Source organism: Stenotrophomonas sp. YJH_SMC_40, from assembly GCF_059368615.1.
Window position 1 is genome coordinate 16929 of the sequence record NZ_JCAFRX010000013.1, and the last position, 12376, is coordinate 29304.

Sequence of the window (12376 nt, forward strand, 5' to 3'; positions counted from 1 at the left end):
GTCGCAGTTTTGCGTCAGCACAGTGACACCGGAGCGGCTACATGGGCCTGCATCGCCTGAAAAGCAAAAGGCCAGGTCATGGACCTGGCCTTTGATGCTGTGGTGCCGGTGAAAGGACTCGAACCTTCATGGGGTCACCCCCGGCTGATTTTGAGTCAGCTGCGTATACCATTCCGCCACACCGGCAGGCAGCGTGTGAGTGTAACCGAGGAGGGCAGGGCTTTCATAGGGGCAAGGCAGATCGAGGCGTTTCCTGTCGGCATCGGCTCTGCGATGGCTATACTGCGCCGGCTTGAATGCCTCCAGGAGCCATAGCCGATGACAGTGTTGCAGGACCTGAGGGTGCTGGTGGTCGAGAACGACGAGATGAGCGCAGCCTTGCTGCAGATGCAGCTGGTGCATGCCGGCGCGACCGTGGTCGGGTTGGCGGCGAGCGTGGCTGAAGCATTGCGCGTGCTGGAAGACTCGGTCCCCGATGTGGCCCTGCTGGACTATCGCCTGGCCCGCAACGAGACCAGCGAGCCGGTGGCGGCAGCATTGTCGGCGCGAGGCGTACCGTTCGTGCTTGCCACCGGAATGCTGGCTGAGCAGCTGCCCGAGTCCATGCTGTCCGGAGTACTGCTGGTCAAGCCGTATCTGTCGGCGGACCTGACCCGGGCGCTGAGCCGTGCGGTGGGCCGTTCCAGCGCAACGGCGTGAGAACGGCGCTTCAGCCGGCCTCTTCGTACAGGTAACGGATGTCCTCGCGGTCGTCGAGGATGCTGTACTGCCCGGCCAGGTTGTCCGGATCGGGGTTGAGCCACGCATCGAGATGCTCCCTGCGGATCGGTATCACGCCTCGATCGTGACCTGCCGCGGCGACATCGCGTGGCGGGGTGTCGGTGATCGTGGCGAATGAGAGCAGGCGTCCTTCCGGTCCCTCCCATTCCGCCCAAAGGCAGGCCAGAAGCAGGTCGCGGGGCGGGTCCGGGCGAAACTCCAGCACCACATCCTGTTCCTTTTCACTGGCGCCAAGCGCGCGCCCTGCGATCGCGTGGCGTGGTACGTGCTCATAGAACGCCTGCACCACGACAACGCCGTGGCGAAGGCCGAACGCGCCGCGCCAATAGCCTTCCAGGCTGTCGCGTCGTGCGTTGTAGGTGCCGGGGTAGAGCACGTCGTTGCGTGCCGGCTTGTCCGGCAGCCGGCATTGGTAGCGCATCGGCTTGATCACCCGTCGACCGCTCTCGCTGACCATCACCGGCGCGTAGGTGCCGGGAAAAATGCGGTTGTCGCGCGGCAGTAGTTGTACCCGGTGCAGGTCCTCAAGCCGGGCCTGGGCGCGCTCGATGCGGTTGCCGGCCACGCGCAGGTCGTTGCGTGCCTTCTGGGTAGGGCGGATGGCGAGCGTCGCGTGGGCGATATCGCGGCGCTCGCGTTGGCGGGCCAGCTCCGCCTCCAGAGCCTGGCGTTCCTGCGCATGCCACTGCTGGATCTTCGCGACGATGTCGCGACCCTGTTCGGTGCGCGCGCCGGCAAAGCCGTCGTCCATGGCCTTGGGGGTTTTCGGCCGCTTCTTGCCGGGATCGTGCGCGTACAGCTCAGCGAACTCCTCCAGCGACAGGATGGCACCGAACTCGCGGACCAGCTTGGCGTAGTCAGCGCGGATCAGGGCGGAATAGCACATGGGAACTCTGCAGGCCTGGGTCGCAGTCGTTGCGACGTGGATGCGGCAGGATAGCCCGACCTACAGGGAGATACCGCATGAATGATTCCGTCAGCTGCCAGTTCCGCGAGGCTGTCCCCACGGTCGAAGACTATTGCCAGCTGCGTGTGCTGGCGGGCCTCAGTGCCAAGAGCCAGGAGGCGGCGGCACGCGCGCTGCCCAATACCCTGTATGGCGTGTGCGCCTACCAGGGCAATGAGCTGGTAGCGATGGGCCGCATCGTCGGCGATGGTGGGTGCCACCTGCAGGTCTGTGATATCGCGGTGCTGCCGCGCCTGCAGGGGCAGGGCCTGGGCAAGGAAGTGATGCGTCGCCTGGATGGCTGGATGCAGGCGAACCTGCCGCCGTCTGCATACGTCAGCCTTCTGGCCGATGGTGAAGCGCACCGGTTGTACGCGCAGTTTGGTTTCGCACCCACCGCACCTGCATCGATCGGGATGTATCGCCGGTTCTGAGCTGTGTTCAGGCTGAGGCCATCCATGCGTGGCATGGATCTACTGGGCCAACCGGCCGCCGGATCCATCCCGGCCCTGCAGTAGATCCACGCCATGCGTGGACAGGGCCTTCCCGGGAATCCCAGGCAAAGAAAAACCCCGGCCGAAGCCAGGGTTTTCAAGAATTGGCGTCCCCACGGGGATTCGAACCCCGGTCGCCACCGTGAAAGGGTGATGTCCTAGGCCTCTAGACGATGGGGACGCACGAAAACTTCAAGTTGTAGATCCTTCGACGGCCTAATGTCGAAGTGGTGGAGCCAAGCGGGATCGAACCGCTGACCTCCTGCATGCCATGCAGGCGCTCTCCCAGCTGAGCTATGGCCCCATGAAACTCCGGATGATCTGCCGGGAGCAGAGTCCGTTTTGAAACTGGCGTCCCCACGGGGATTCGAACCCCGGTCGCCACCGTGAAAGGGTGATGTCCTAGGCCTCTAGACGATGGGGACGCACGAAAAACTTCAAGTTGTAGAACCTTCGACGGCCTAATGTCGAAAGTGGTGGAGCCAAGCGGGATCGAACCGCTGACCTCCTGCATGCCATGCAGGCGCTCTCCCAGCTGAGCTATGGCCCCGTGTTACCGAGCCGCCTATCATACCTGCGTGTTCACGTTTGTGGAAGTCTTTTTTGAACTTTTTTCGTTCCGGTTCAACCGCAGCCACGAGGGCAGGGGAACCGCAACGCCACACCCTGAATACCGGTAGGCGGTGAACAAAAAAGACCCGGTTATCGGCCGGGTCCTCGTTGTTCGTGATGAGTGGCGTCCCCACGGGGATTCGAACCCCGGTCGCCACCGTGAAAGGGTGATGTCCTAGGCCTCTAGACGATGGGGACGCAATTCTCATCAATGTTCTTTAGCGACCTTTCGACGGCCTAATGCCGAAAGATTGGTGGAGCCAAGCGGGATCGAACCGCTGACCTCCTGCATGCCATGCAGGCGCTCTCCCAGCTGAGCTATGGCCCCACGTCGCTGAGGAGCGAAATAATAGCCTTGCCCCAGGGGGTTGGCAAGCATTTGTTGCACTTTTCTTCACGCGTGTTGCGAAGCCGATGTCAGTCGCCTGCGGCGGTGGTGTCGTCGGTCAGAGCGGCCAGGATCGGGCACTGGTCCAGCGCGCCATGGCCGGGGCAGGCGTCGACCAGCTGCGACAGCGCGATGTGCATGCGCTGCAGTTCGGCCATCCGTTGTGCGATGTCCTGCAGGCGGGCCTGCGCGGTGTCACGCACGCTGCCCATGTCCTGCTGGTGGTGATCACTGAGCGCGAGCAGTTCTCCGATTTCCTCCAGGCTGAAGCCCAGTGCCTTGGCGCGGCGGATGAAGCGCAGCCGGCGCAGATCCGGCTCGCCGAAGATGCGGTAACCCCCGGCCGAGCGCGCCGCCGTCGGCAGCAGCTGCTGCCGTTCGTAATAGCGGACCGTATCGATCGGCACGCCCGCCTGACGGGCCAGTTGTCCAATGTTCATGGCAGCTTTCCTGCGGATCCTGCCGGCCATTGTGAAGCCTGGAGTCTGGTCGAGAGTCAAGGCTTCAGCTCGGTGCGCGCATTCAGCCCACTTTGCAACTTTCTTCATAGCCCCGCAGATGGGCCTGTTCCTACCCTTCGCCTGAACCGGCCGTTCGATGGCCTGCAACGAACCGAGGAGGTGGTCTGTGGAGGGAGTCAGGAACGAAGCATTCGTAGAGGTTGCGGTGGTCGAATATCCGGGAGGGGACCCCTCCGCCGCCTCTGTGCTGGCCGAAATGGCCCATGTCGCCAACCGCCTGGCCCAACAGCAGCGCCGACCCTTCAAGCGTGTGCTTGTCACCCGCTGGATCGTTCCCGCCAGCCAGACCGGTGTACACCGCATCGCGGGTGCTGAAATGCTCGACGCCGCCATTCCCGCGGTGATCGCGGTTCCCGGCCAGATCAGCCCCGGAGCCTGTCTGCGCGCCGAAGAGGTCCTGCTGGACTGGTTGCGGGCCCATTATGACGGGGGCAGCCTGCTGGCTGCTGCCAGCGACGGGGTCGGTGTACTGGCCCGTGCGGGACTGCTGGCCGGAAGAACGGTCAGCGGCCCCGATCTGGGGCGACATCCAGGGTTGCAGGCGCAGGCGGTGAGCTGGGTGCCCAGTGAGCGGGCGCTGGTCGACGATGGCGATCTGCTGACGGTTGGCGGATCGCAGGCCTGGCGTTTCCTCGGGCTGCGTTTGCTGTACCGGCTGCACGGGCAGGGCGTGGCGAGCGCGGTCGCGCAACAGCTCGGGATCGTCGTGCCCGCAGGAATCCAGCAGGATCTTGAGCGTTTCAGTGCCAACTTCGCCCACGGTGACCGCGATGTACTGAAGGCCCAGCGCTGGCTGCATACCACTGCGGCACGAGGAGCCACTCTGGCCGCAATCTGCGAGGTTTCCGGATTGGAACCGCGCACCCTGCAGCGGCGCTTCCTCCGAGCGACCGGTCTGCGGCCGATCGAATACTGCCAACGGCTGCGCATTGCCAAGGCGCAGACCCTGCTGCAGCAGGGCGCAGGCATCGAGGAGGTGGCCTGGGGGGTGGGCTACGCTGATCAGAGCGCGTTCCGGCGACTGTTCCTCCGCATCGTGGGCATGACACCGGCCAACTATCGCCGCCACGTCAACTGCAAGCGGCGGGAGCGACCGTTGATGCCGTCGGTGGCCGGAAGTCTGCGCGGCCTGCAGGCGTCCCCCGGAATGCAGTTGGGGCGCAGTGCGGCCTGACCATGGGGGGCGGGCGAGCGCTTGCAACCTGGGCGTGACGCTTTGACCATGCAGGCAGTGGAACTTGAACAGGTGGGCTGATGTCGAGTGTTGGACCGGTACCGATGCCGGTGGTGTTGATCCTGATGTGCTCGTTGCTGGCCATGACCGTTGCCCGTCTTTGGCCGCGCAGGGCAGTGGGAATGCCGCTGCCGTCGGCAGCAGGCATCGTGCTGGACATGCTGCTGATCGGCCTGCTGTGTGGTCGTGTCAGTTTTGTTGTGCTGAATTTCGCGCTCTATCGTTCGGAGCCCTGGAGCATTCTGCAGGTCACCGATGGTGGCTATCACCTGATGGTGGTGCTGGTGGCCGGGCTGTCGTGGGGATTATGGCGTCTGCGGCCGTGGCGTCAGTTGCGTGCACCGGTGCTGACGAGCGCACTGGTAGGCGTGTTGTTCTGGGTCGCTGGTGGCCAGTTGCTGTCGGCATGGCAGGGGCGGCAGATGCCATTGCCGGCGCTGCAGGTGGCGGACCTTCAAGGCGATCGTATCAATCTGCAGCAGTTCCGCGGCAAGCCGCTGGTGCTGAATCTGTGGGCCACATGGTGCGGGCCCTGCCGCCGTGAGATGCCGGTGCTGGCGACGGCACAACTGGCACATGATGACGTGCAGTTCGTATTCCTCAACCAGGGCGAAACCCTGGATGAGGTCCAGGGTTTCCTCGCCGGCGAACGACTGATGCTGGGCAACGTGCTGCTGGATGATGACGCTGCTGCTTCCACCGTGCTCGGCATTCAGGCGTATCCTTCCACGCTCTTTTTCGGTGCCGATGGGCGCCTGCGTGAACTGCACCTGGGCGAACTGACCGCAGCCGGCCTTGAACACAAACTGCGCCGGCTGCGGTAGCCTGCGCGGGCATCTCACTACGGAGTTCCCATGTTGTCGATTTCCCTGCGCACCGCCCCGGCGGTGCTCCTGCTGCCGGTCATGCTGGCATTGGCCGCCTGCAGCCAGGCACAGACGCCGCCGGGCAAGGCCGCTACGGCGTCGGCGACGACTGCTCCGGCATCTGCCGCCAAGGGCGACCGTCCAGCCGTGCTGAAGGGCATCGAGAAGCACGGCTTCGAGGTCGTTGCCGAATTCGATGCGCCGGACGGCCTGCGCGGTTTTGCTGGCGTGGTGGGAGGGCAGCAGCCTGCAGCGGCCTATGTCACGGCCGATGGCAAGCACGTACTGGTGGGCAGCCTGTTCGATGCCGAAGGTAATGATGTGGCTGCCGAAGCGGTCGAGAAGCTGGTTGCCGCACCGATGTCGGCCAAAATGTGGACCAAGCTCGAAGCCAGCGCCTGGGTACGTGATGGCAAGGCCGACGCGCCCCGTGTGGTCTATACCTTCAGCGATGCCAACTGCCCGTATTGCCACAAGTTCTGGGAGGCGGCCCGTCCGTGGGTCGACGCCGGCAAGGTACAGTTGCGCCACATCATGGTGGGTGTGATCCGCGAGGACAGTCCGGCCAAGGCCGCAGCCATCCTGTCCGCACGTGATCCGAGCGCGGCGCTGCTGGAGAACGAACACCAGTTCGACCGTGGCGGCATCAAAGCGCTGCCGAACATCAGCCGCGAGATCGCCGGCAAGCTCGACGCCAACCAGGTGTTGATGCTGGAAATGGGGTTCCAGGGCACCCCGGGCATCCTGTTCCAGGATGCACAGGGCCAGGTGCAGCGCCGGGCCGGATTGCCGCAGGGCGACGACCTGCAGACGGTGCTTGGTCCGCGCTGATCCACGCCTGCATGATGATGTAGACCACAGGCCCGCATGGTGACATGCGGGCCTGTTGCGTTCCTGCCCCAGGCGAACACAACCGCTTGCGCATTGTCTGTTCGTCGTCACGTCTGAATCGTGACTGAGATCAAGCATCGTGCCTTGATTCCAATCAAGGCCAAAAGCGACAAACAGACTAGCCTTTGACGCATGGAATACAGCGTCAATGCGCGATGGATGCCGCGCTCGCCACGCCCTGATCAGGGTCGGCCGGCACAGCCATTCACGACACTCTCACTCTGTGCTTGTTACCCAGTCCGCTGCGGTCGCCACCTCTCTGGCAGCGCGGCCTTGATGGAGTCGACATGGGTGCAGGCGGGGCAGTGTCATCGTCCTGTTGCCTGCCGTGCGCAGGCTGGCCAATGTCGTCGACGCAGTACCCGCATTTCCAGCAACGGCAACGCGAAGCCAGGGCGGCGCATGCATGCGCTCCGGAACCGTGATGCGAGTGTTCGTCAGGGGAGGATGCAATGCGTTTGGCCGTACTGAGTCTGGCATGCCTGGGGGCACTGGCGATCACGCCGGCGTACGCTCAACAGGGTGATGCAGAGGATGCGCAGGCATTGCGGCGCGAGATGGCCGCCATGCGCCAGGCGCTGGAAGGCATGCAGCAACGGCTGGACCGGCTTGAGCAGCGCGATGCTGCGCCTGCGCAGGCAACAGCCGCGCCTGCAATGGCGCCGATGGCCTCTGCCGCTCCTTCCGACGTGATCCATCGCACCCAGGTGCCGGGTGTGGCGCAGCCGGTACTGCCGCAGCGCGATTCGGTCGCTGATCCGTCCACTGCGGCATCGCGACCGGACAGTGCGGCGGGCCCGACCGACCCGGATCTGAAGGGGTTCTTTGCCATACCCGGCACTGATACGGTGATCCGCATCGGCGGTTACGCCAAGCTGGATGCCATCGCCGATTCGCGCGCGGCCGGCGACGAGGATCAGTTCATTCCCTCGTCGATGCCGGTGGGCGGCAGCCACCGCGATGTCTCCAACTTCAACATCCACGCCAAGCAGACCCGCTTCAGCTTCGAGGCGCGGCGTCCAACCACGCACGGCAACCTGCGCTTCTATCTGGAGAACGACTTCTTCGGCAGCAGCGATGGCTACGAGTTCCGCCTGCGGCATGCTTATGGACAGCTCGGCAATACCTATGCCGGCTATGGCTACTCCAGCTTCATGGACCCGGACAGCCTGCCCGACACGCTGGACTTCGCCGGGCCGGGCGGCGCCGGCTATCTGCTGGTGGCCGGCATCCACCACAGCTTCACGATGGGCAAGGGCAACACGCTGACCGTGGCGGCCGAAGGCCCGAAGACTGAACTTGCCGGTGCCAGTGATGAGCGGGCTGCGGTGAACCGTCTGCCGGACGTAACCGTGACCGCGCGCATGGAGCGCGACTGGGGCCACCTGCAGGTGGGCGCGGTGGCGCGCAGCCTGGCCTATGACGGCGATGGCGAGCGCGACCGGCGAATGGCCGGCGGCCTGCAGCTGAGTGGCTCGGCCTCGGTGGGCGAGCGCGACCTGCTGCTGTTCGGTGCGCTGGGAGGACGCGGCCTCAGCCGCTATACCGCCGACCTGACCGGCTCCGGGCTGGACGCGGTGGTCGGTGCCGATGGCCGCCTCGACGCGTTGGACCTGCACGGCGGCTTCGTCGGCTATACCCACTATTGGTCCGAGTTGTGGCGATCGAACCTGATCTTCGGCCAGCTGACCCTGGAGCGGAACGCCGCACTGGCGGCCGATGCCTTCCGACAGAGCCGGTACGGCGTATTCAACCTGATCTGGAGCCCCGCGCCGTCCTGGACGATGGGCATGGAGCTGTTGTACGGCCGCCTGGAACAGCAGGGCGGCGCACGCGGCGACACGGTCCGGGTGCAGGGCAGCCTGCAATACAACTTCATCAAATAGGCGCCAGCGGTCGTACGCCAGCGCAACCGTCCCCACGCCCGGTGCTGCCGGGCTCATGCCAGTACCGGAGATCGTCATGGCAGAAGCAAAGAAAATCGGGGTGGTCGGAGCCACCTTCCTCGTCGCCGGCAACATGATGGGCTCAGGCGTGTTCCTGCTGCCATCGAGCCTGGCCAAGATTGGTACCGCCTCGATCTGGGGCTGGTTGATCACTACCGCCGGTGCGCTGTTGCTGGCCTTCGTGTTCGCCAAGCTGGGCAAGCTGGCACCCAAGGCGGGCGGCCCGTACGCCTATGCGCGCGACTGGTTCGGGCCCTACATGGGCTTCCAGACCAACACCATCTACTGGTTCGCCAACTGGATCGGCAACGTCGCCATTCCGATCGCCGCAGTGGGCTATTTCAGCTACTTCTTCCCGATCCTGTCCGAGCCGCTGGTGCGCTGCATCGCGGTGCTGATCCTGGTGTGGGCGCTGAGTTTCGCCAACGTGATCGGTCCGGCGTTCGTCAGCCGCGTGCAGACCGTCACCACCAGTTTTGCGCTGGTGCCGATCCTGGGCATCGCCATCTTCGGCTGGTTCTTCTTCGATGCCGACATTTTCAAGGGCGCCTACAACGTGTCCGGCGAATCGAACTTCGGCGCGATCTCCAGCGCCGCGGCGCTGACGCTGTGGGCCTTCATTGGCGTCGAGTCGGCCTCGGTCACCGCTGGTGTGGTCGAGAACCCGGAAAAGAACGTGGCCCGTGCCACCCTGGCCGGCGTGTTCCTGGCTGCCATCGCCTATATCGCCAGCTCCTCGGTGATCATGGGCATGGTGCCCAATGGCGAACTGCAGACCTCCGATGCGCCGTTCGCACTGGCTGCCGCCAAGGCCGTCGGTGGCTGGGGCGGTGCGCTGGTCAGCCTGTGTGCCTTCATCGGCGCTGCCGGTTCGCTGGGCGGCTGGATCCTGCTGACCGCGCAGAGCGCCAAGGCGGCCTCCGATGACGGCCTGTTCCCGAGCATCTTCAGCAAGACCAACAAGGACGACGTGCCGGTCAAGGGTGTGCTGATCGTGGCCGTGCTGATGACCCTGGCGGTGCTGGTCACTTCCACGTCGGAAACCGCGTCGGCACAGTTCGACGTGATCACATCGGCGGCGGTGGTGCTGACCCTGCTGCCCTACATCTACTCGTGCGTGGCCTGCTACTTCGTGGTCGAGCGCTCGCACACCCTGGTCCACACCGGTGCGTTCTGGACCCTGACCAGCCTGACCGTCGTTTACTGCCTGTGGGCGATCTACGGCTCGTCGGGAACCATCGTGCAGTACGCGTTCCTGTTCGTGCTGTTCATCACCGTGTTCTATCCCTTCTTCAGCGAGGAGCGCCGCCAGCAGCGGCAGCGCGCCCGCGAGGCCTCGGCGATCAGCGCCGGCGCCCGGCGTTCCTGAGTTAGACAAGGAGAATCAACGTGTACTTCAAGTCCCTGGACTACCCGGTCATTGTCATCGACAACGACTACGAGTCGCCGCGCATCGGCGGCATCCTGATCCGCGCCCTGGTGGAAGAGCTGCGCAGCAACGACCAGCGCGTGCTGTGCGGCCTGAACCTGGATGATGCCCGTGCCGGTGCCCGCACCTACGTGGCGGCGTCGGCGGTGCTGATCTCGATCGATGGCAGCGAAGAGGTGGATGGCGAGTTCCAGCGCCTGACCGCCTTCCTGCGCGAGCAGAGCGCGCGCCGCGCCAACCTGCCGGTGTTCCTGTACGGCGAGCGCCGCACCATCGAGAAGGTGCCGAGCAAGCTGCTCAAGTACATTCACGGCTTCATCTTCCTGTTCGAAGACACCAAGAGCTTCATCTCGCGACAGGTGATGCGCGCGGCCGAAGACTACATGAAGAACCTGCTGCCGCCGTTCTTCAAGGCGCTGATCCATCACGCGGCCGAGTCGAACTATTCCTGGCATACGCCGGGCCATGCGGGCGGTGTGGCGTTCACCAAATCGCCGGTCGGCCGCGCGTTCCATCAGTTCTATGGCGAGAACACGCTGCGAAGCGATCTGTCGATCTCGGTGCCGGAACTGGGTTCGCTGCTTGACCATACTGGTCCGATCAAGGACGCCGAGAACGAGGCCGCACGCAACTTCGGTGCCGACCATACCTTCTTCGTCACCAACGGCACTTCCACCGCCAACAAGATCGTCTGGCACGGCACAGTGGCCCGCGGCGACGTGGTGTTCGTCGACCGCAACTGCCACAAGTCGCTGCTGCACGCGCTGATCATGACCGGCGCGGTGCCGGTGTATTTCACCCCCAGCCGCAACGCGCATGGCATCATCGGCCCGATCAGCCTGGACCAGTTCACGCCCGAGTCGCTGCAGCAGCGTATCGCCGCCAACCCGCTGGCCAGCAAGGCCTACAAGGCCGGCTCCAAGCCGCGCATCGCAGTGGTGACCAACTCCACCTACGATGGCCTGTGCTACAACGCCGAGAAGATCGCCGACGAGATCGGCAGCGCGGTGGACTTCCTGCATTTCGACGAAGCCTGGTACGCCTACGCTGCGTTCCATCCGTTCTACGAGAACCACTACGGCATGGCCAAGGGCAAGCCGCGCGAGCAGGATGCGATCATCTTCACCACGCATTCCACGCACAAGCTGCTGGCCGCGTTCTCGCAGGCCTCGATGATCCACGTGCGCAACTCGGCGCAGCGCGACCTGGATGCCGAGCGCTTCAACGAATCGTTCATGATGCACACCTCGACCAGCCCGCATTACGGGGTTATCGCGGCCTGCGATGTGGCGTCGAAGATGATGGAAGGCGATGCCGGCCGTTCGCTGGTACAGGAAATGCACGACGAGGCGATCGCCTTCCGCCGCGCGATGCTGCATGTCCGCGATGATCTCGGCCGCGACGACTGGTGGTTCAGCGTGTGGCAACCGACCCAGGTCGAGCGCAGTCTGGACAAGGGCGATACGCCGGCACCGATGGTGGCCAAGCGCGAGGAGTGGTACCTGCAGCCGGATGCGCACTGGCACGGCTTCGAGAACCTGGTGGATGACTATGTTCTGATCGACCCGATCAAGGTGACCCTGCTGACCCCGGGCCTGGCGATGGACGGCAGCATGGGCAAGCTGGGCATTCCGGCGGCGGTGCTGAGCAAGTTCCTGTGGGGCCGCGGCATCACCGTGGAGAAGACCAACCTGTACTCGGTGCTGTTCCTGTTCTCGATGGGCATCACCAAGGGCAAGTGGAGCACCCTGGTCACCGAACTGATGGCGTTCAAGGAACTGTACGACCGCAACGCGCCGCTCAGCCAGGCACTGCCGACGCTGGCCGCCGACTACCCGAATGCCTACGCCGGTTGGGGCCTGCGTGACCTGTGCGACGCGCTGCATGCGTTCAACCAGGAGTTCGCGGTGGCCAAGGTGATGCGCGAGATGTACGTGGATCTGCCAACCCCGGTGATGACCCCGGCCGATGCCTACAACCACCTGGTGAAGGGCGAGATCGAGCGGGTCGACATCGAGCAGGTCAGTGGTCGCATCGCCGCGACCATGCTGGTGCCGTACCCGCCGGGCATTCCGACCATCATGCCGGGCGAGCGCTTTGGCGACAGCGATGAGCCGATCATCCAGTCGCTGCGCATCGCCCGTGAGCAGAATGCCCGCTTCCCGGGCTTCGAGTCGGACGTGCACGGGCTCATCATCGAGAACGAGGGCGATGTGACCTCGTACAAGGTGGAGGTACTGAAGGCCTGACCGGCGACGGTCGGCCCTTC

The 12376-nt window shown here is 64.5% G+C and carries 10 protein-coding genes and 7 tRNA genes; 8 read left to right on the forward strand and 9 right to left on the reverse strand.

Annotated elements, in window-relative coordinates:
- Positions 1-100 precede the first annotated feature (100 nt).
- Positions 101-186 (reverse strand) — tRNA-Leu (locus tag AC5P6X_RS19605).
- A gap of 132 nt (positions 187-318) precedes the next feature.
- On the opposite strand from AC5P6X_RS19605, the gene AC5P6X_RS19610 reads away from it, so the two are divergent.
- Entirely contained in the window at positions 319-699 is a 381-nt protein-coding gene (locus AC5P6X_RS19610; RefSeq protein WP_005410076.1) for a response regulator, read from the forward strand.
- 10 nt (positions 700-709) lie between these two features.
- On the opposite strand, the gene AC5P6X_RS19615 is transcribed toward AC5P6X_RS19610, so the two are convergent.
- Positions 710-1666: an SOS response-associated peptidase family protein gene (locus AC5P6X_RS19615; protein ID WP_049448866.1), complete on the reverse strand. Its 957-nt coding sequence runs from the start codon at positions 1664-1666 to the stop codon at positions 710-712.
- 77 nt (positions 1667-1743) lie between these two features.
- Between AC5P6X_RS19615 and AC5P6X_RS19620 the strand changes: the two genes are divergently transcribed.
- Positions 1744-2160 carry a GNAT family N-acetyltransferase gene (locus tag AC5P6X_RS19620; RefSeq protein WP_005410074.1) on the forward strand — a complete coding sequence of 139 codons (417 nt, stop codon included), beginning with the start codon at positions 1744-1746 and terminating at the stop codon, positions 2158-2160.
- Between the two features lie 165 nt (positions 2161-2325).
- On the opposite strand, the gene AC5P6X_RS19625 is transcribed toward AC5P6X_RS19620, so the two are convergent.
- The 7 genes from AC5P6X_RS19625 to AC5P6X_RS19655 all read right to left on the reverse strand — a co-directional run bounded on the left by AC5P6X_RS19625 (position 2326) and on the right by AC5P6X_RS19655 (position 3660).
- Positions 2326-2401: transfer RNA gene (locus tag AC5P6X_RS19625), tRNA-Glu, on the reverse strand.
- Positions 2402-2448: 47 nt separating this feature from the next.
- Positions 2449-2524, reverse strand: a tRNA-Ala gene (locus AC5P6X_RS19630).
- A gap of 45 nt (positions 2525-2569) precedes the next feature.
- Positions 2570-2645: transfer RNA gene (locus AC5P6X_RS19635), tRNA-Glu, on the reverse strand.
- A gap of 49 nt (positions 2646-2694) precedes the next feature.
- A tRNA-Ala gene (locus AC5P6X_RS19640) sits at positions 2695-2770 on the reverse strand.
- Positions 2771-2954: 184 nt separating this feature from the next.
- Positions 2955-3030: transfer RNA gene (locus AC5P6X_RS19645), tRNA-Glu, on the reverse strand.
- A gap of 54 nt (positions 3031-3084) precedes the next feature.
- Positions 3085-3160, reverse strand: a tRNA-Ala gene (locus AC5P6X_RS19650).
- Positions 3161-3249: 89 nt separating this feature from the next.
- Positions 3250-3660 (reverse strand): heavy metal-responsive transcriptional regulator, encoded by a 411-nt coding sequence (locus AC5P6X_RS19655; protein WP_005410073.1) that lies wholly within the window; start codon positions 3658-3660, stop codon positions 3250-3252.
- A 187-nt stretch (positions 3661-3847) separates the two neighbouring features.
- On the opposite strand from AC5P6X_RS19655, the gene AC5P6X_RS19660 reads away from it, so the two are divergent.
- The 6 genes from AC5P6X_RS19660 to AC5P6X_RS19685 all read left to right on the forward strand — a co-directional run bounded on the left by AC5P6X_RS19660 (position 3848) and on the right by AC5P6X_RS19685 (position 12356).
- Positions 3848-4915 (forward strand): GlxA family transcriptional regulator, encoded by a 1068-nt coding sequence (locus tag AC5P6X_RS19660; RefSeq protein ID WP_005410072.1) that lies wholly within the window; start codon positions 3848-3850, stop codon positions 4913-4915.
- Positions 4916-4995: 80 nt separating this feature from the next.
- Positions 4996-5799 (forward strand): TlpA disulfide reductase family protein, encoded by an 804-nt coding sequence (locus AC5P6X_RS19665; protein WP_049451717.1) that lies wholly within the window; start codon positions 4996-4998, stop codon positions 5797-5799.
- A gap of 30 nt (positions 5800-5829) precedes the next feature.
- Positions 5830-6672, forward strand: a complete 843-nt coding sequence (dsbG, locus tag AC5P6X_RS19670; RefSeq protein WP_005410070.1) for a thiol:disulfide interchange protein DsbG — start codon at positions 5830-5832, stop codon at positions 6670-6672.
- Positions 6673-7184: 512 nt separating this feature from the next.
- Complete coding sequence (locus AC5P6X_RS19675; RefSeq protein WP_329757000.1) at positions 7185-8618, forward strand: DcaP family trimeric outer membrane transporter; 1434 nt, start codon at positions 7185-7187, stop codon at positions 8616-8618.
- A 76-nt stretch (positions 8619-8694) separates the two neighbouring features.
- Positions 8695-10047 carry an arginine/agmatine antiporter gene (adiC, locus tag AC5P6X_RS19680; RefSeq protein WP_099606042.1) on the forward strand — a complete coding sequence of 451 codons (1353 nt, stop codon included), beginning with the start codon at positions 8695-8697 and terminating at the stop codon, positions 10045-10047.
- Between the two features lie 20 nt (positions 10048-10067).
- Positions 10068-12356, forward strand: a complete 2289-nt coding sequence (locus AC5P6X_RS19685) for an Orn/Lys/Arg family decarboxylase (protein WP_099606041.1) — start codon at positions 10068-10070, stop codon at positions 12354-12356.
- Positions 12357-12376 lie beyond the last annotated feature (20 nt).